Source organism: Okeania sp. SIO3I5 (genome assembly GCF_010672085.1).
Lineage (GTDB): Bacteria > Cyanobacteriota > Cyanobacteriia > Cyanobacteriales > Microcoleaceae > Trichodesmium.
On the sequence record NZ_JAAHHT010000017.1, the window covers coordinates 179,934 to 200,216 of the forward strand.

Below are 20,283 nucleotides of genomic sequence, written 5' to 3' on the forward strand. Positions count from 1 at the left end.
GCTCATTTTTAATCAATGTTTTGAGGCATTTTGTTATAGTCTAGCACTAAAGAATAGGGAGTAGAAAAGAATCAAAAAAACTGTACTTCAGTGGAACATATTAACAGTTTAATTCTGACTCCTGATTCCTCCTTCAAATTCTGATTCCTGACTCCTGTCTCCTGACTCCTTCTTCACTTCTGATAAAAATTTGGGATTTTCTTCATAAAGCATTTTTAGAATCAGCAGACAATGGTTTGTAGTCTGATTTTATCTTTAAAAATAGGAGGAAAAAAGGCGAATATTTCTGCTCATTTTTAATCAATTAATGTTTTGAGGGATTTTGTTATACTTTAGCACTAAGAAACAGGAAGTAGAAAAGAAGAAAAAAACTGTACTTAAGTGGAACATATTAGCAGTTTAATTCTGATATTAAATCCGCTTAATTCGGAATCAAAAAATCTTCATTTTAAGCATTGAGTAAATATTTCTAAGTTCTCTTCCCTCCTGACTCCTGACTCCTGACTCCTTGATTAACTATCTAATTATACCGATGCTACCGGATTTGATATGACTCCTAACTCCTCCTTGAAATTCTGATTCCTGACTCCTGTCTCCTAACTCCTTATTCAGTCACTAATCACTCAGATTTTTCTGAAAAGTTGCGCCACAATATAGGAGAGTACAAATTACTAGGTAAACACTTGACCATTTTTGATGAATATGGTATATAAACAACTTTTCCCAAATTCTCTATCTGAAACAACCAACACACCAAAATTGGATTACGACTTAGTTATTGTCGTGCGATTCGTTTAACCTAAAGAAAGGCTGAAAGCCAATCGGGACGGTTAGTGTAGCCCATATGCTACAACAACTGATTACATATGAGGTGCAAGTCCTCCCTCCCGATGCAGGAGTGAAAGCATGGCCCCTATTGTTGGAACTAGCAACCCTAATAGTAAAGCGGGGACAAAAGACAGACCACTAGTAGTCGAATCTGGTGACTGTCGAGCAAGAGTCCATGTGTAGCGAAAGCGAAGATGTGCCCGAACCATCGTTACTAAGGATGGCCATAACGACTGTTTAAGGCCAAGCCAAAAGGCAAGGATAAGGGATAGGCGATTGACTATTCGACCTATTGCATTACCAAATAAACCCGGTGGACAGCATCGCACTAAAGACTTAAGACAATGTGTAATCGGAACGAAGTAACCCTTATATATCTCTAGGAATGGTCGATGCCTAGTAGGTGCTAACCGCAAGTTATATAGGGGCGGGATTGAGTAAGAAGCTAATGCCAGTTCGTAATGAACTGGATATGCTGACGTACTCACGGTAACTCCAAAGAAATTGAACAAGTAGCAATAAATATGTCTAAAGCACAACATAAGTTGATGATGGAATGGAACGAAATTGACTGGCGTAAAATCGAAGTCAAGATGTTCAAGTTGCAAAAGAGAATATTTCGTGCGAGTGAGCGTGGTGATGTCAAAGCAGTGCGTAAGCTTCAGAAAACCTTGATTAGGTCTTGGTCTGCAAAGGTTTTAGCGGTAAGAAAAGTTACCCAAGATAACCAGGGTAAGAAGACGGCTGGTGTGGATGGTGTTAAGAAGCTGACCCCAAAGCAACGTCTCACTCTGACTAATGGGCTGAATATCACTGGGAAGTCCAAACCCACACGACGGGTAATGATTCCGAAAGCCAACAGTGATGAGTTAAGACCGCTAGGCATTCCAACAATGAAAGACCGTGCTTTGCAAACACTTGTCAAACAAGCGTTAGAACCAGAATGGGAGGCCAAATTTGAGCCAAACAGTTATGGTTTTAGACCAGGACGCTCATGTCACGATGCTATTGAAGCCATCTTTAATAGCATCAGATATAAAGCCAAATATGTGCTTGATGCGGATATCTCAAAATGTTTCGACCGTATTAACCACAAAGCTCTGCTAACTAAGGTCAATACATACCCTACCTTGAGCCAACAACTCAATTCATGGCTCAAAGCAGGAGTAATTGACCAGGAAGTTTTCCTTCCTACTAATGAGGGTACACCACAAGGGGGAACAATATCACCTTTACTGGCAAATATAGCCCTACATGGTATGGAAGAACGGATTAAGGAATACGCCTCCACATTAAAAGACAATAAAAGGGATAATCAAAAGGCCCTATCCCTAATCCGATATGCCGATGATTTCGTGATTATTCACGATAATCTAGACGTAATCAAAGACTGCCAGAAAATAATTGAAGAGTGGCTCATTGACATGGGATTGGAGTTAAAGCCTAGCAAAACAAGACTAACCCACACCCTACAAACCAACAGGGGAGAAACTGGGTTTGAGTTTTTAGGATTCCATGTACAACAGCACAAAGTAGGTAACTACAGAAGTGCAAGTAATACAAATGGAAAAACACTAGGGTTTAAGACACTAATCACACCTTCTAAGAGTAAAGTCAAATCTCATCTGAGACATATCGGCGACGTAATAGATACCCATAAGACTGCCTCACAAGCTGCTTTAATTAGCAAGCTGAATCCAATAATTCGCGGGTGGTCAAACTATTACTCAACCGTAGTAAGTAAGGAAACGTTCAGCAAGTTGGACAATCTTGTTTACGAAAAACTCAGGGCTTGGGCTAAATATAGGGGGAAGGGTAGCATTAACAAGGAAAAATACTGGAGAACAGTAGGAGACCAAAATTGGTGCTTCAGCACCGAAGATGGATTAAAACTGAAAACACACTCAGAAACTCCCATTATTAGACATATAAAAGTTAAGGGAGAATGTAGTCCATACAACGGTGACTGGAAATATTGGAGCAAACGACGTGGAGAATACCCTGGTACTCCTAAAAAAGTAACCAAGCTAATCAAAAAGCAAAAGGGTAAATGCACACACTGCGGTCTGAACTTTACGAGTGAAGACCTACTAGAAGTTGACCATATAGTTCCAAAAAGTCTAGGTGGAAAAGATACCTATGACAACTTACAACTTCTACATAGACATTGCCATGACACAAAGACTGCACAGGATGGCTCATTACCATTAAAGTCTTGAATCGTACCCATGACAAGGGTGGAGATATCGAGGAGCCGGATGAGGTGAAAGTCTCACGTCCGGTTCTGAAGGAGAGGTAGAGGTGGAAACGCCTCTATCGACTCTAACGGTGGAGGTATCGCTGGCACTGCTCTTGCTTGTGCCCTAAAAAATTCTGGGTTAAAAATAGCATTAGTTGAAACTAAACCTAAATCTGTAGTTGCAGCAAAGAAACTTGCTTATAATCTTTCCCTAATCTCAGGCAGAATATTGGATGGCATTGGAGTCTGGCAAGAAATTTTGCCCAAAATTACTACATATCGGCAAATCAGTCTTTCTGATGGTAACTATCCCCGTACTGTTCAATTTTATCCCGATGATTTAGCTATTACTGGTAAGAAACCAACCTCCAAGGAGGGACTGGGTTATGTCGGAGAACATCAAGTCATCCTGACGGCAATGCAAAAATTTTTGGCAGACTCTGAGCAACTTACCTGGTTATGTCCGACAGAAGTTTTGCAGGTAAATTATCAATCTGATTTTGTGGAGGTTGAACTGAAACGCAAGGATACAGATAATTTATCTGGTGAGGAAGAAACTTTTACTGTTCGGTCTCGGTTAGTTATAGGAGCAGATGGAGCCAGGTCTCCCATTCGTGAAACTGCTGGTATTGGTACTCATGGTTGGAAATATTGGCAGTCTTGTGTGGCGATGACCATAAAAACAGAAAAGTCTCACAATAATATTGCTTTTGAGAGATTTTGGCCAAGTGGCCCGATGGGAGTATTGCCCTTGCCGGAAAATCGTTGTCAGGTAGTGTGGACTGCTCCTCATGCTGAGGCGAAGACTTTGCAGGCGTTGGATAAAGACGAATTTTTGGCAAAATTGGAGTATCGCACTGCTGGTTTATTGGGTAAGGTAGAGTTGTTGAGCGATCGCTACGTTTTTCCCGTACAGTTGATGCAGAGCGATCGCTATGTTCAAAATCGTTTAGCTTTGATCGGGGATGCTGCTCACTGTTGTCATCCAGTAGGAGGTCAAGGTTTAAATATGGGTATTCGAGATGTGGGAGCGATCGCTGAAGTTATTAAAGCTGCTCATCAACAAGGTGAGGATATTGGGGATATTAGGGTATTGAAGCGTTATGAAAGTTGGCGAAGGAAGGAAAATTTAGTAATTTTAGGAGTTACTGATTTTCTGGATAGAATGTTTTCTGGTACTTTGTTGCCTATAGTGGCAGTTCGTCGTTTAGGTTTATGGGGTATGGGAATAGTTCCGATGTTGAAATCTTTGTCTTTGCGGGTGATGACTGGTTTATTTGGTCGTCATCCAGAATTAGCTCAGATGTTCTCAGTTAAGTAGATATGTAGTGATAAATAATGTAGGGATGTTTTAGGAACTTCTCTACTACCGCGTCTAGACTAAAATTGTGGATAAAACCTCCCCCCTCTCCTTGCAGGAGAGAGGGAGGGGCAGGGGAGCGTCGGGATGAAAGCCAGGGTCAACGGTCAGATTTCTCCACAAATCAAACTATCTGCTTCCCGAGACCACGTAGGAGGTATTTTATAAGCAGATTTAGTATAATATCAAATCCGTTTAATTCGGTATAAAAAAATTTTCATTTTAAGCATTGAGTAAATCTTTCTAAGTTCTCTTCCCTCCTGACTCCTGACTCCTGACTCCTGACTCCTAGATTAACCATCTAATTATACCGATGCTACCGGATTTGATATAACTTAGGAAATTTCTAAAAGCACAACTACTTAATTGGCATAACTTAACGCCTTCTTCAACTAGCTTTATGAAAAGATGTCACTTTTTCCTGTTGTTTCAGTTTTACTGGAATCTGAATTACAAATTCACACCCCTCTCCTAATACAGAATTACACTGAATATTTCCTCCATGTTTTTCGACAACAATTTTATAACTAATTGCTAACCCTAAACCTGTACCTTTACCTACAGGTTTAGTAGTAAAAAATGGATCGAAAATTTGTTTATATATTTTTTCATTCATACCTAAACCATTGTCAACAATCCGAATATATATCCAATTATCATTGACAATTTCTGTACTAATAGAAATTGTCGGTGTTTTGAGTTTTTCCTGATTGTTTTGTTGTTCTAAATCAAGTATTTGCTTAGAATTTTTATTATTATTCATAACCAAAGCATTCCCAGAAGATTCTAAATTTTCTAGAGAACTTTCCAGATTTAAAGTAGTTTTGCTCTGAGTGTGAGGCAAATTTTTCATATCTAAAACTATATGACTTTGCTGTTTATTTTGACTCATCCAACTATTCGATAAAATTGATATTTCTAAAGCATCAATCGCGTTATTCAAAACATTCATAAATACCTGATTCAATTGTCCTGGATAACACTCAATTAATGGTAAATCTCCGTAGTTTTTAATAACTTGAATCTCCTCATATTCTATCCCTGTTCCTAATCCTGTTACTAGATTGAATCTATTCTTTAAAATTAACAATGTACTGTTAATCCCATCGTGAATATTTACTAATTTTTTTTCTGATTCATCCAATCTGGCAAAATTACGCAAAGACAAAATTGTGGAACGAATACGTTCAGCTCCACTCTGCATTGAAGAAATAATTTTTGGCAAATCTTTCTTGAGAAAACCTAGTTCTATTTCTTCTATGTGATATTTAATTTCTTCATCAGGAATAGGATAATGTTTTTGATAAAGATTAATCAATTCTAGTAGGTCTTTAATGTATTGATTGCTATAGTTAATATTGCCGTAGATAAAACTAATTGGATTATTAATTTCATGGGCAATACCTCCTACTAACTGACCTAAGCTAGACATTTTTTCTGTGTGAATTAACTGAGCTTGAGTTTCTCTTAATTCATTGAGAGCTATTTCTAATTGTTCAGCTTTATTGCGTTCTCTTGCTTCTGACTTGCGCAGAGCAATTTCAACTCTTTTGCGATCGCTAATATCTCGTGCAAATAAACATTGATATTCTTTGCCTTTGAACTCTAAATGATTAAGAGTGATTTCTACTGGAAATCTATACTTGTGTTTATTGAAATGATAAGCTTCTATTTTCAAGTGACCGCATTTTTTTAATAAATCCCAATGCAGAGACCATGAATTTCCAGGAAAATCTGAGTTAATATCATGGATTGTCATTGATAGTAATTCTGCTGGAGAATATCCTAAAGAATGACAAGCTGCTTCATTGACATATATTAATTTTCCATCTTTTGCTATCCAGAAAACTGCATCAGCAGAACGTTCTATGGCAAATTGACTTAATTGTAGTTCTTCTTTAATTTGCTGTTTTTCTTTGAGCGCTTGACGCAATTTATTGTTCAACCAAGTTAGACCTGCAGTCCGATTTTCGACTTGTTTTTCTAACAACGCATTTAGGATATTAACTGATTTTTCTGCTTCTTGTCGGAGTTTAATTTCTAATGCTAATTCAGCATTTATTGACTGTAATTTATTTAGACTAGGAATCATTAATCCTGTGGGAATTAATGTTACTATTATGGAGAAAATTGAAATAGAAATAATTGCAGTAATAGCTGGCAGCAAACCTGAAAGCAGATCGCTGGGATGCCACAAAGTCCAAGTTTTTATTAGATGGGTTGTGGCATAGGATAGAATGCAAATTGCTAGGATAGAAATTCTCCAATTTCTTTGTATATCCTGTCGCTTATGAATAAAATAGATGATTAAAGCTGCGATGGAATAAAAAGCAAAAGTTATTACGATATTTGAAGTAGTCTCTACCCAGACTAACTGAGGTGGGTCTCTCCAGCAATCTCCTACCTGAAGCAGAAGTGTTCGATCTAAATTGTTTAAAAAAAAGTTTCTTAACATTGCCAAAAAAATTGGTTGCTTTGTTTTTAAATTTGTTATTGTATTTATATTAACATGGTTAAATTATTATTACGGCCAATTTATATTTCTTGATAAATATTTATAATTCTTGAGATTTGCTAGATTTGTGACTGAATTATGTAATCCGGATTTATATCATGTCGGGTTGAATACTTAGACTTTGGAGGAAGTAATACCAATTACTAAAAGTAATGCTACGCTTCAGCCATACTTCAAAATTTAAATAGTTACCAAGGTTTTTGGGGGGTTTTTGACAATAATTATGAATCGCTCAGTATTGATTGAGAATACTTTGGTAGTCCTGCTGAGGAATGGCGAAGATACATAAGTTTTGTAATTTCTTCCCACACGAACCACACGAACCAACTTCCCACACGAACCAACTTCCCACACCTCCGACACACTCTCTACCATTCCTCAGCACCACCACCAATACTTTTACTTCTCCCCCCACCCCCCACACTTCCCCATCCAATTAGATATGGCATTCATGTATGGGAAATGGTATAAGGCAGAAGGTAGAAGGAAAGAAAAGGTTAAAAAGGAGAAAGTTTTTTGATCGCTGACTATCGGGATTATGATATTAAAGCACTTTTGAGGATAGTGAGGTATGGCGCTACCGACAAGTTACATTAAATCGGGTAATTTAGATATAGCAAAGTAAGGGAGAGTTAGGACAACTACTGATGATAAATCTTAGACTAGGAAATGTTTTTCATGCCTCTTCCCAGTTAAGTGTTCCCTATTCCCTGCTATAAATAGTGTGGGGAGTTTGGGAAGATGGGGATATCTAGAAAGATTTGGCAATGCTGCAATGAATGACTTTTTTCAATAATTAACACCCCAGGAGCGTATTAATTATTCTTATGTTTACTTCTTCTGTAGGGAGTAGGGGGAAAGAATTAATGTTTTCTGCCCGATAATTGATTTGATTTTTGATTATAAGGTTTTTTTATCACGCTCTTATCCGGACATGATATTAGACATCTCCAATAATAAAAATAGAAAATCAATTATCTCACAGAAATCATCAATTATTTCTCTCTACTCCCTACTCTTTGCTCCCTACTCCCTCTTTGCCTGGAAATGTCTATCCATATATCAAAAAAATGCGTGTAAAATGAACCTCAAATGTAATTTCTATCTATTCCTATTTCTTCGATGCCCAAAAATCAGCCAGTTCGATGGTACACAAGCTTGAATGCCCAAACCATGATTATTTTGGGCATATTTGCCTCTAGTCTAATTAGTAGTTTTATGTTTACCATCAATAGGGAAGGTAAAAAACTGGTTTTCCGAGAATCATCCCGTCTCATTCAACAAACAGGCGATAGTGCTGTCTCAGATTTAACTGTTCGTACTCAAGAAGTGGCAGCTTTAACTCGCACCCTGGGGTTGACAGTCGAACAATTATCCAAATCAGAAACAATTTTCCGGAGTGTCATACCAGCAATAATTGATTTTCAAGGTGACATGGATATTGCTGGAGGTGGAGTTTGGCCGGAACCCTACCGTTTTGCTCCTGATGTAGAAAAAAGAAGTTTCTTTTGGGGTAGGGAACAAGACGGAACTTTAAAATATTATGATGACTATAATGAATCTGGTTATCACGATCAAGACTGGTATGTGATCGCGCCATATTTAGAACCAGGAAAGTGTTTCTGGAGTAGGTCTTATGTAGACCCTTTTTCCCAACAACCAATGGTAACTTGTACGGTTGCTACTCAAGAAAATGGGGAATTTTCTGGGGTGGTGACTATCGATCTGAGACTGGAAGGTTTACAAAGTTTTACCACAGCTTTGCAGAAAAAAACTCAGGGGTATATTTTTATTGTAGATCGAGATAACAAATTTATCAGCTTTCCAGATATCGATCTAGTGAGGCGAATACATAAAGATAGTAATGGCACTACAACAGATTTTCTATTCGCATCAGAGTTAGTCAAAGTTCATTCCGAATTTGCTCCTATTGCTGAAGCACTAGAAAAGATAAATCAAGAAATTTTAGAGCAAGCACAGCAAATGCCGAACTACAAACTAGAAACTGTTGCCGAACTCGAACAACGAAGTTATCAAATTAATTCAAAGCAAGCGCAACTTATGAGTGTTATTCTCGCCGATCCTTTGGGGGGAGAAACAGACTCAACAAGATTACTGAAACAATTGGAAATAGACGATGACTGGTTACTCAAAGAAAAATCAATCGTTGATATTTTTCATATACCCAATACCTACTGGAAGTTAGTTATTGTTAAGCCTTTTTCCGAAAACATTGCCGTAGCAACTGCTATTTCCCAATTTCTGATTAACCGGACTATATTTATTGTTGTCATTGGAGCATTACTCATCCTGGCAGTAGTTAAATTTCGACTCCTCGAACCCATTCAAAATTTGAGCAAAGCAGCTAAAAATATTGAGGATAACCCCAATCAAATTGCAGATAGTCAATGGCAGCAAGAATTACCCACTAAACGTCAGGATGAAATTGGTGAACTAGGGCGAGCATTTATTAGTATGGCAGAGCAACTGAAAGAATCTTGGGAAACCTTGGAACAAAGAGTAGAAGAGCGTACTGCGGAATTAGCTCGATCGAATCAAAAATTGGAAATTGCTAATCGTGCCAAAACTGAATTTCTGGCAAATATGAGTCACGAACTCCGCACCCCACTTAATGGGATTTTAGGTTACGCTCAGATTCTACAACGTTCTCATATTTTGGATGAAAATGGCTCAAAATCTGTGGAAATTATCTATCAATGTGGCAGTCACCTGCTAACTTTAATTAATGATGTCCTGGATATGTCTAAAATTGAAGCTAATAAAATGGAATTGCTGCCTACTGATTTCTATTTTCCCGCATTCATGCAAGGTATTGTGGAAATGTGTCGCTTCAAAGCAAAACAAAAGAATATTGCTCTAGTTTACCAATGTGATGCAGAATTACCAGAAGGTGTACGTACTGATGAAAAACGGTTACGACAGGTATTGATTAATTTATTGAGTAACGCCATTAAATTTACTAATGATGGTACGGTAACTTTTACCGTGAGTCGCTCTGAAACTGGTTTCCGGTTTGAGGTGCGCGATACTGGTATGGGCATAACACGGGAACACTTGGAGACTATATTTTTACCTTTTGAGCAGGTGGGAGATACGACAAACCAATCCGAGGGAACTGGTTTAGGGTTGGCAATAAGTCAAGAAATTGTCCAGATGATGAATAGTCAAATTTATGTGGAAAGTCAAGTAGGTATAGGTAGCGTGTTTTGGTTCGATTTGTCCTTAGAATATTCCCTAGAGTGGGTGAAGTCGGCACAGTCTAGTATTAAAGGGGTGATTAAAGGTATTAAAGATCAACCTCGAAAGATCAAGATTTTGGCAGTGGATGATAAGTGGGAAAATCGTTCGGTCATTGTTAATTTATTGCAACCTCTGGGGTTTGAATTAGAAGAGGCAAGGAATGGTCAAGAAGGTTGGGAAAAGGCGCGAGTTTTTCTGCCCGATCTAGTTATTACTGATTTGATAATGCCTGTAATGGATGGTTTTGAGATGATTAGGTGGTTTAGGGAGTCTGAGGTTTTGTCGAATGTACCAATTCTGGTTTCTTCTGCAAGCGTGTTTGAGTATGACCAGTATAGGAGTTTTGAAGCGGGTGGCAATGATTTTTTGCCGAAACCAGTCGAGGCAAGAGAGTTATTAAATAAGTTGCAGCAGCATTTGGGTTTGGAATGGGTGTATGAAGAAGAAACGGTCTCAGAAGAAAAGGAGGTGGATGAGATGGAGATTATACCGCCTGGTTCTGAGGTATTGGATACTTTGTATGAGTTGGCGATGAAGGGTAATTTTAAGGGTATTGTGAAGCAGGTTCAAATTCTGGAGAAGGTTAACGACAAATATGTTCCGTTTGTGCAGCAAATTAAGAAATTGAGTAGGGAGTTTCATGACCAGCAAATTATTGAACTGATTGAGCGGTTTCGCGTTTAAAGGAGTCAGGAGTCAGGAGTCAGGAGTCAGGAGTTAGGAGTTAGGAGTTAGGAGTTAGGAGTTAGGAGTTAGGAGTTAGGAGTTAGGAGTTATATCCGGTAGCATCGGTAATATAATTACACCTGCTTTTAGAAAAATATTGTTTGTATAATCTGATCTTTAAAAATACTCAAAAACTTGACTACTTATTCATATAAAAAAGGAGTTTTTGAGAATAACTTTTCGTTATTCTTAGTTACTTTCAAAAGAAACCCCACACTGTAGAACCAGCGTGGGGTAAGCTTTTGTTTCTGAATATGTTTTTGTTCCTGAACCAGCTACAACATTCTGGCAATCAAAAAATTTTACTTGTTGGTAAAGTCAGTAAAATTTTTTTTGTGCATTTCAATTCTAATGCTTTTTGGAAATTCGATTTCTAGAATAAAGCTAGATGGTAGAACGAAAGACAAAATGGTTAAGGCTGGTATAGCCAGCTTCATAAAGTTCATTTTCTTTCTTCTTGATAGTTTGGTCGTTCTTGTTCTGTCCATAATTTTTTGTTTGGTAAAATTGTCTTTTTTTTTATGCCTATTGACAGTTGACAAGCACCAAGAAGTAGGTATTATAAAAGGCGAATAGAAATTTTCAAGGTGACTTTTGTCCCACCTGTCTCTATAGTTGTGTTACTATAGAAGCTTTGTATCGCTTTCTAAAATACCTTTTTTGGTATTTGACGCAAAATCTAGGAGAAAAAGCTGTCAAGGCTTTTAGTAAAGCAAAGGCACTTGGTTGGTCTGGTAAACTGTTACAAGTGCCTTTGCGGACTTTCTCCAAATCCGAGTATAGGTTATCTTGCTTTAATAAAATAGTCAAGATAAGATCTGATTTATAAAGTAAATATTAAGGCGCTGAATCACTTGCTATATCTAGGTTTTAGGATTTATTGTTAAGTAACCCCCTAATTGCTAAAAGCTAGATAATATAAGACTTTTAGCGAAGTTTACAAATCAGCTCTAAATTGAGATATTTTTTAAACCCACCTTACATCCTTGTGTATTACACTAAAGTATTACAACAAATTGATATTTTTACAATTACTAGAGTTATTAAAATTTTTTATAATAAATCACTTTTATAAGCGGAGCATTGGGTTAGTAGTATCGCCTAACTCTTACTATTAATCTCTTCATTTATCAGATGTAATTATATTATACCCAATCTGGGTTAAACACACCCGCATTCTAGCAAACCACGAAAACTCTGTAGAGACCTTGTATGCAAGGTCTCTCCATCTAAACCGGATTTAGTATTACATCAATGCTACCGGATTTAAGATCAGGAGTCGGGAGTCGGGAGTGGGACAAAAGCAATACATGAAAAAGATTGAAAAATACTCCCCCCACTCCCCTACTTTCCTACTCTCTGTCTATTTGACTTCAACGAACCTGATTAATCGCTGACCAAGCTCGCAAAACTTCTGCAACACTCCACGCTTGAGCAATACAACCGCGAGGTGTTATCGGTTCATTGCCATCAAAAATTTCACTGATACTACCAACACCATGCACCATTAAATGCTCTGTCATTGGTTTCAATAACTCCTCAGCTTTTACCGGGTCATTATAAATTCGTAAATGCGCCGTAACATAAGCACCTATCAACCAACCCCAAACAGTACCCTGATGATAAGCTCCATCACGTTGATAAATATCTCCGCCATAAACACCCTTATACTTTGGATCATCACTAGCAAGACTGCGTAACCCATAAGGAGTTAATAGCTTATAAGTACATATATCCATCACCTGTTTTTCTTGCTCCGCTGTCAGAAGGGGAGCATAACTATATTTACCCATTGGTGGCAATGACAAAGCAAATATTTGATTCGATCGCAAAGAAGCATCATTACCATTAGGTGTATCTAGCACATCGTAACAATAACCACCTTCTTGATTCCAGAAACGAGCAAAACCCTTTTCCTTGATCAACCTTGCTAATCTTTCATAATCTAAATTATCCTTACCCAACTTTTGAGCAAATTTATCCATGATTTGCAAAGCATTGTACCACAAAGCACTGATTTCAATCGGTTTCCCAATACGCGGTGTTACTACCCAGTCACCTACTTTGGCATCCATCCAAGTAATTTGACTACCTGGTTCTCCTGCATAAATTAAACCATCATCAGCATCTAACTGGATATTGTAACGGGTGCCTCGACGATAGTAGTCAATAATTTCTGCTAATACTGGAAACAATTCTACTAATAATTTGTCATCTTCGGTTGCTTCATAATATGCTCGAATTGCTTCAAAATACCAAAGTGTCGCATCTACAGTATTATAATCTGGTGTAGTTGCACCATCGGGAAAACGATTAGGTAACATTCCGCGATCGACATATTTGGCAAAGGTTAACAGAATAGACTTTGCTACGTCAAATTGTCCTGTACATAGAGTTAAACCAGGTAAGCTAATCATGGTGTCGCGTCCCCAGTCTTCAAACCAATGATATCCTGCAATGATGGTTTTGCCGTCTGGATGTTCGGGGGATTTGCGATCGACTATAAATTGGTTAGCTGCTAATACTAATTGGTTTATCCATTCTGGTGTTGGTGCAGAAAATTTAGGTTTTTTCTGGGTTAGTCTTTTCCAGAGTCGGCAAATTGGATTTTTGTCTTTTGGTTGGGATGTTTGAGCAGTAGCAAATTTTTGGATGACCCTTTGCTCGTAAGCACGACGAGATGCTAATGCTTGCTCGCCATTGGTAGTAGGATTTTCTTTGGTACTGGCAACTATAGTTAGAGATTTGCCTACTTCTAATTGAGCATTGAAGGTGACAGCGTGTAGGTGGTCTTCTAATTCTTGTTGCCCTCGATATTTTTCTACTGCTAGGTTAAACCCGTAATACCAATCGTTGGCAGGTTTGGATACTAGAGTTTTATTGTCTATTAGTAAGTATAGAGGGGTAGCTTCTGGGAAAGCTTTAATACAGACTCCTTGTTTTATGTTGTCGGTGCTGATATCCCAGTTGTTAGCGTGGGTATGATGATGATGATCTTTATGGTTGATTAATGCTTTGATGGCTAAGTTTAATGGTTGGCTACCACGAAGCAGGTTATAATGTATGTAAGTTGTGTTTTCTCCTTGCTCCATCCATATTCGTTTCTCTAATACTGCGTCTGCAAATGTAAATTTCCATACTGGTATTGTTCCTTCTAAATGGAAGTTTTCTATTTGTTTGTAACCTTCTGGATTTATTGTTCCGTCTGCCCAACGGTTACAATATAGGGGGTAGTTTTGCTCTTTATATTCAGCAGTTTCGTCTAATTTTGTTAGGAGTAGAGTACGCCCTAATGGGGGTTGGAGAGTTGCTATTAGTAGTCCGTGATAGCGACGGGTTAGGAGGTTGGTTATTGTGCCGGAGGCGTAACCGCCTATTCCGTTTGTGATTAACCATTCCCGTGATTCAGCTATATTGAGATTACTACATTTTTCTCGTTCAAAACTGATGACCATAAAGATAATCTTCACAATATATATAGTTGTTCATGGGTTTGGCTTGAAACCCGATTGTTTTATAGCATATTTTCTTTGAGAAGGTTTTGAGAAGGTAGTATTTTGGTTTTTTATCTGATTAATCTCTAGGTATTTCTAGGACTTAGCACTTTTTATGGCTTTTTTTTTTCAATCGGAACTTTATTGTATTGAATAAAAAATCATATATAGGGACGAGAAACCCCCAATATTTATTTTACTTTATCAGATTTATTTCCCAAATGCAACCTTTTTTTCACTCCGCTACTTTTTCTGGGTGCTTTCGCAAATGATAATTCTAGTTGTTTCTCAAATGTTGCTTTTGATTGATAGCGATCGCTTCCTCTGCTTTTCTGGAGCTTCACAGAATGACATCTCTGGTCGTTCATTCAAATATTTCTTGCTTTTGATTTGAGAAAACGCTTCCTTTTCCTTCACAATCGGGCTTTTTGGCGTTGAATAAACAGTCATGTGTAGGGACGAGCAACCCCCACCGTTAATTTCACTCTATCACGATAACTAACTTTTTTCTACCCTTCCCACTTAAATTTTTTGAGCTTCATAAAATGATAATTCTGTCTATCTTCTCAAATGTTGCTGACTCTGTTTTTGGGGAGCTTCACACAATGACGTCTCTGGTCGTTCATTCAAATATTTCTTGCTTTTGATTTGAGAAAACGCTTCTTTTTCCTTCACAATCAGGCTTTCTGGCGTTGAATAAAAAGTCATGTGTAGGGACGAGCAACCCCGACCGTTAATTTCACTCTATCACGATAATTAACTTTTTTCTACCTTTCCGACTTAAATTTTTGGAGCTTCACAAAATGATAATTCTGGCTATTTCTCAGATGTTGCTTTTGATATTGGCGATCGCTCAAGCCTCTGGCTTTCCTGCGGAATGCGGAGCAAACAGGCAGAGGTACTGATAACTGATATAGCTAAGAAAGAATTGGCTCTTGAAAATTACTGATGATGAATCTCAGAGTAGGAAATGTTTTTCATGCCTGTTCCCAGTTAAGTGTTCCCTGCATATAACTGAAATGACAGCCGTTAACGCCCGTTGTGCGCCAACAAAAACTTAGTTTTAGCGTCGAGCGTTGCGTCAGTAGTATCCCATAAATCCTAAATAGGTTCTATAGACAGCAAAAATTAAGCAGAACCCAGGCACTGCTTGTGGAATTCTCCTTTCCTTTCCCAAATATTTAATTACTTCTGTTTTTTCCTTTCTTTTTCGATTTTCTTTTCTGATTTTTTGGCTTCTTAGCTTTTGCACGTTGCTGAACTATTTCTGGTGGCGGACCATAATCTCCATCACTAAAGTACACTCGCTCTACTCTCTTTTCAGGCTCTACTTCAATCCACAGCCTGGCACCTCCAGCAAGACTAGTATTCGGTTCATGGGGTTGATAAATTATTTGGCAAGGGCCGTGAATTTTCAGAGCGTGGCAATAATCTTTTTTATCTCCCACTTTCACAGCTACTGCTGCATATTTAGTTTTATTGTCTCTGTTGTAGTCTATAGTTTTTCTGAGAACATGAACGATAGTCTTGGCTGTACGTTGAAATTTATTCCAAGTCCCTTGAGGACCACGACGGCCTGGTGTAATTTCTGGCATTCCCCGATGGTTCAGAGGAATTTTCCAAAATCTGCCGACTTTTTCGGCATCAACAACACGACCATTATTGAGTAGAAGTCGCAATCTACCTGTGGAAATATTGAGCAGAAAAGCTGCTTGTGTGGTACTAACATACGAAAGAGTCATAACCATAACGTTACGGTTTTAAGTTATATATTTTAATTATACTAAATAATCTTTAAATTTACTAAAAAAGCCAATAAATTAAAAACTGATAATTGATAACTGATATTGAAAGTTAGCAATGGCATTCCCAGAATTAAGATGTACTTTTAACGGACGTTCCCTAGTTCCAGATATTTCAGTTTTTGCATGGCAATGTATTCGCAGAAAACCCAATGGTAGAATCGAAAACAAATTTGAAATAGCACCAGATTAGGTAATAGAAATTCTCTCCCCAGACCAAAGTTCTAATCAATTAATTAATAAAATTCTTTTCTGTCTCAATAATGGTACTCAGTTAGGTTGGTTAGTAGATTCTGAAGATGAATTTATAGTGACTTTTCAACCTAACCAACAACCATAAATTAGATATAATTTTGATAATTTACCAGTTCTCAATTTATTAACAGATTGGCAATTATCTATTGCAGATTTATTTAGTTGGTTATACAAATAAGGTTTGCTGAATAAAGTCGAGTAGGGGGCGTTTTGCTAGCCTATAACTCGGTTAACGCGGAGCGAAATGAAAAGCATTTCTTTTTATTCCCAATCTGACGAGGAAGTTACCATGATGGTTTGCAAACAGTTGGGTATTAACTCCTCTTTAGATTGGAAAAAAGTTTGAAATAAAAAGAGCAGATGGTGCTTTGACGCCAAAAGTTTATGATCCTGCTAGTCAGAAGGTAGCGGATATCGACAATGAAAAGTTGACTAACCTCACCTAACATTTGCTTGAAAAATTAGTTAGCATAAGTCATACCTAAAATACAGTTAGCTTCTAATAAAACTCAATCCTGAATATCTAGAACTTGACAACTTTCTTGAACATTTAACAAACTCGGAACTATACCATTTTCCATCTGCGCTCTAACTAGAGTAGCGGCAGTATTATTTAATTGTTGAAGGCGATGATTTTTCCTGACATACTCTAAAGTTAATGCCTGAGAATCTAACAACCAAAAATCAATCTCATATTTTTGGATAAATTTTTTCACTTCTTCTAAATTAGGACTATTGAGAAAGTAATAGAGAAATCCTAAGAATAAAGGATAGAAAAATGCTCTGGGGGTGGCGGAGATTAATATCATGTCCGGTTGAATAGTTATAAATAACGAGGGAGGAGGGTGGGGAGTGTGGGGAGTGTGGGAAGTGTGGGAAGTGTGGGAAGATGGAACTTTTTTTATCACTAATTATCCGGACATGATATAAGTCATCTTTTAGCCACAGATTTTGATTCAAAAATAATGTGCTGAGAAATCCGGCGAGTGGCACAGGTAATATTTGGATTGCGACTCCAAAACAATAGGCAGTTGTAATTAATCCTAATATTATTGGCAGGAATTTCTTGAGTAATAAAGGTCGGATGCCGATGAGGGAAAATAGTTGATAAAAGTAGGTATATCCTTTGGGGCGACTGATTGAAAATAGTCGGCAATAATATCGTTGGGAAAAAGTTCAGGATTGAGAAATCTTGCCATCCAAAAAACATGGGAACGAGCGTCATCTTGGACGACATATTGACTGTTGAAGGCGGGAATTATTCCTAAAATTTTACAAATTATGCCTAAGATTAGGCTGAGGCAAAACCAGATTTGGTTGGAGGTAATGTGGTTATATATTTAGGTAAATTCATTTTGTGAGTGAAAATTTTTTAGATAAAAGCTTTCAAACATATCCTGATCAAATTCTCAATGTTTAATCTAAATTAACTGTTATTAGCTTATAAATTATAGACTTTTAGATTATTTCGTTCTTTTGTTGCTTGTTCCGTTTCTGTGAGCGTTAAGTTAAGTATAAATATTCTAGGCAAAAGAGCTATAAGGATATTAACTGTAAAGAGCGATCGGTAATTTTTCTAGCTTAACAGCAGGAAAAAGTTGAACAAGGTGATTAAGGTAAGTTATGGTTAACTTATTACTCAAAAATGAAATTTTTCTAGGTATTAGTGCTTGAGGATTTGGTTTCGCTTGTTACTCAATAGAGTTTAACGAAAAATCAACCAAATTTACCTAAATTTCCCAGATGAATTATTGATCATAAGTCATACCTAAAATACATTTAGCTTCTAATAAAACTAAATGCTGAATATCTAGAACTTGACAACTTTGTTGAACATTTAACAAACTCGGAATTATGCCATTTTCCATCTGCGCTCTAACTAGAGTAGCGGCAGTATTATTTAATTGTTGAAGGCGATGATTTTTCCTGACATACTCTAAAGTTAATGCCTGATAATCTAACAACCAAAAATCAATCTCATATTTTTGGATAAATTTTTTCACTACTTCTAAATTAGGACTATATTGGGCTTGGATTAAATCATTTGCTCGTTGTTTTATCTGAGCATAATATCCTTGATGATAAGGCAAGGCATATTCGGAACCGACTAATATTGAACGTTTGGCAAAAGTAGGAATATTATTAGCTTCTAATGCTAAGGAAGCGACGCTGATATCTGAGGGTTGTTCGGCTAAAAATTCATAAAGTTCGGGTGCTTTTCCTACTACATAATTAGTGACGGGAAAGTTGTTGGTTAAAGCTGGATATAAAAGGAGGAGAGTTAAGACTATATATAAGCACTGGTGCCAAATAAATTTTCTAGTTGAGAGGGGGAAAAGGGAACACTTAACTGGGAACAGGAAGTCTAGAGGATGTTTAATTAATTTTGGATATGAACTTAATATAGTTTCGGTTTTTTTGATTGGTTTTCTTTGGGAGGGATAGTTGAGTAGATGGAATTTTTGCCTGAAAAAATCAATTATTAAAGTAAAGGCTATTCCACCAGCTAATGCCATGATAATTCTGAGACTATGTTGACTGTAACGACTCGGATGATGTAGTCGAAATAATAATAAGTGGGCGGCTAAAAATACTCCGGTTGATGCTAAGGCTAATTCTGGTAAAAGGATTATTTTGTTAGTGATTTTTTTGGCTAGGGGAAAGTATTTATAGTAGTTCTTTAATCTATAAGATAGAGTTTTATATCCCCCCCCCGCTCCCCTTTGTAAGGGGGGAGCCTCCAAAGTCCCCCTTTCTAAGGCAGATTGAGGGGGATCGTAAATTTGCCTCATAATTGTGGGAATTCCTATTTTAAATCCCCCCCCCGCCCTCCTTAGAAAGGGGGGAGCCTCCAAAGTCCCCCTTTCTAAGGGGGATTTAGGGGGATTGTAAATGTACCTCATAATATTGGGAATTGCTATATAGCTCCATAAAATGAATAATAATAATCCTGCCCAAACTTGGGGAGGAAGGAAAAATTGAGATAACCATTCTGGAGGAATAATGCCAGAGCGATCGCCTGTTAACCAAAAGTCAAAACTATTATCTGAAAAGAAGGATGCTCTACCTCCAGGATAAAATTCTGGTAATTTTTTGGCTTGAGTTAATGTAATTATCGGACTATATTTGGAGGTATTTAAGGCGTAGGGTAGAAGTACAAAAAATGCTGTGGTTAAGCCAATGGTTAAAATGGTAAATTTTTGCTGGTTTCGGAAGTAGAGAAAATCTAAGATTAAGAGGGCAGCACATAGCAAAACTCCTTGGGGATAAAATAATCCGAGAAGAGAGATTGTTATTGCTATTCCTAGCCAATAATTTCTGAGGAAGTAATAGAGAAATGCTAAGAATAAAGGATAGAAAAATGCTCTGGGGGTAGCAGAGATTAAGTCATCTTTTAGCCAGAGATTTTGATTCAAAAATAATGTGCTGAGAAATCCGGTGAGTGGCACGGGTAATATTTGGATAGCGACTCCAAAACAATAGGTAGTTGTGATTAATCCTAATATTATTGGCAGGAATTTATTGAGCAATAAAGGTGGGATGCCGATTAGGGAAAATAGTTGATAAAAGTAGGTATATCCTTTCGGGGCGACTGATTGAAAATAGTCGGCAATAATATCGTTGGGAAAAAGTTCGGGATTGAGAAATCTTGCCATCCAAAAAACATGGGAGCGAGCGTCATCTTGAACAACATATTGATGGCTAAAAGCAGGAATTATGCCTAAAATTCCACAAATTATGGCTAGGGTTAGGCTGAGGCAAAACCAGAATTTGGTTATGGTTAATGTGGTTAAAAATTTCGA

At 37.4% G+C, this 20,283-nt stretch carries 11 protein-coding genes and 1 pseudogene; 5 read left to right on the forward strand and 7 right to left on the reverse strand.

Going from position 1 to position 20,283, the window contains the following annotated elements; genetic code table 11:
- Nucleotides 1-1,352: 1,352 nt before the first annotated feature.
- Together ltrA and F6K40_RS06550 are read left to right on the forward strand one after the other, a co-directional pair.
- A pseudogene (gene ltrA, locus F6K40_RS06545) lies at nt 1,353-3,127 on the forward strand (group II intron reverse transcriptase/maturase).
- A gap of 16 nt (nt 3,128-3,143) precedes the next feature.
- Nucleotides 3,144-4,388, forward strand: a complete 1,245-nt coding sequence (locus F6K40_RS06550; RefSeq protein WP_293133089.1) for an FAD-dependent hydroxylase — start codon at nt 3,144-3,146, stop codon at nt 4,386-4,388.
- Between the two features lie 427 nt (nt 4,389-4,815).
- On the opposite strand, the gene F6K40_RS06555 is transcribed toward F6K40_RS06550, so the two are convergent.
- Together F6K40_RS06555 and F6K40_RS06560 are read right to left on the reverse strand one after the other, a co-directional pair.
- Nucleotides 4,816-6,882, reverse strand: coding sequence for a sensor histidine kinase (locus F6K40_RS06555; RefSeq protein WP_293133056.1), 2,067 nt, complete (start codon nt 6,880-6,882; stop codon nt 4,816-4,818).
- A gap of 292 nt (nt 6,883-7,174) precedes the next feature.
- On the reverse strand, nt 7,175-7,366 hold the full coding sequence (locus F6K40_RS06560) for a hypothetical protein (RefSeq protein WP_293133059.1): 192 nt from the start codon (nt 7,364-7,366) through the stop codon (nt 7,175-7,177).
- A 749-nt stretch (nt 7,367-8,115) separates the two neighbouring features.
- Between F6K40_RS06560 and F6K40_RS06565 the strand changes: the two genes are divergently transcribed.
- Nucleotides 8,116-10,887: an ATP-binding protein gene (locus F6K40_RS06565; RefSeq protein WP_293133062.1), complete on the forward strand. Its 2,772-nt coding sequence runs from the start codon at nt 8,116-8,118 to the stop codon at nt 10,885-10,887.
- 1,415 nt (nt 10,888-12,302) lie between these two features.
- Here the strand turns inward: F6K40_RS06565 and F6K40_RS06570 are convergent.
- From F6K40_RS06570 to F6K40_RS06580, 3 genes are all read right to left on the reverse strand, one after another.
- The gene (locus F6K40_RS06570) at nt 12,303-14,384 is read right to left on the reverse strand and encodes an amylo-alpha-1,6-glucosidase (protein WP_293133065.1); all 2,082 of its coding nucleotides are present in this window, start codon (nt 14,382-14,384) and stop codon (nt 12,303-12,305) included.
- A gap of 230 nt (nt 14,385-14,614) precedes the next feature.
- Nucleotides 14,615-14,791, reverse strand: a complete 177-nt coding sequence (locus F6K40_RS06575; RefSeq protein WP_293133068.1) for a hypothetical protein — start codon at nt 14,789-14,791, stop codon at nt 14,615-14,617.
- Nucleotides 14,792-15,604: 813 nt separating this feature from the next.
- Nucleotides 15,605-16,165 (reverse strand): DNA-binding protein, encoded by a 561-nt coding sequence (locus F6K40_RS06580; protein ID WP_293133071.1) that lies wholly within the window; start codon nt 16,163-16,165, stop codon nt 15,605-15,607.
- A 118-nt stretch (nt 16,166-16,283) separates the two neighbouring features.
- Here F6K40_RS06580 and F6K40_RS06585 point away from each other — a divergent pair, with 118 nt between their 5' ends.
- Together F6K40_RS06585 and F6K40_RS06590 are read left to right on the forward strand one after the other, a co-directional pair.
- Nucleotides 16,284-16,418 (forward strand): hypothetical protein, encoded by a 135-nt coding sequence (locus tag F6K40_RS06585; RefSeq protein WP_293133074.1) that lies wholly within the window; start codon nt 16,284-16,286, stop codon nt 16,416-16,418.
- 9 nt (nt 16,419-16,427) lie between these two features.
- Nucleotides 16,428-16,565 carry a PDDEXK family nuclease gene (locus tag F6K40_RS06590; RefSeq protein ID WP_293133092.1) on the forward strand — a complete coding sequence of 46 codons (138 nt, stop codon included), beginning with the start codon at nt 16,428-16,430 and terminating at the stop codon, nt 16,563-16,565.
- A gap of 424 nt (nt 16,566-16,989) precedes the next feature.
- Here the strand turns inward: F6K40_RS06590 and F6K40_RS06595 are convergent, their stop codons facing one another.
- Together F6K40_RS06595 and F6K40_RS06605 are read right to left on the reverse strand one after the other, a co-directional pair.
- Nucleotides 16,990-17,388, reverse strand: coding sequence for a hypothetical protein (locus tag F6K40_RS06595; protein WP_293133077.1), 399 nt, complete (start codon nt 17,386-17,388; stop codon nt 16,990-16,992).
- A gap of 840 nt (nt 17,389-18,228) precedes the next feature.
- Nucleotides 18,229-20,283: hypothetical protein (locus tag F6K40_RS06605; RefSeq protein WP_365670416.1), on the reverse strand; the 2,055-nt coding region annotated here is incomplete at its 5' end.

Bases quoted from the DNA above. Each gene is read 5' to 3' on its own strand.
- F6K40_RS06555 (WP_293133056.1), bottom strand. From the start codon at position 6,882: ATGTTAAGAAACTTTTTTTTAAACAATTTAGATCGAACACTTCTGCTT.
- F6K40_RS06565 (WP_293133062.1), top strand. From the start codon at position 8,116: ATGATTATTTTGGGCATATTTGCCTCTAGTCTAATTAGTAGTTTTATG.
- F6K40_RS06570 (WP_293133065.1), bottom strand. From the start codon at position 14,384: ATGGTCATCAGTTTTGAACGAGAAAAATGTAGTAATCTCAATATAGCT.
- F6K40_RS06575 (WP_293133068.1), bottom strand. From the start codon at position 14,791: ATGAACGACCAGAGATGTCATTCTGTGAAGCTCCAGAAAAGCAGAGGA.
- F6K40_RS06580 (WP_293133071.1), bottom strand. From the start codon at position 16,165: ATGACTCTTTCGTATGTTAGTACCACACAAGCAGCTTTTCTGCTCAAT.
- F6K40_RS06585 (WP_293133074.1), top strand. From the start codon at position 16,284: ATGGCATTCCCAGAATTAAGATGTACTTTTAACGGACGTTCCCTAGTT.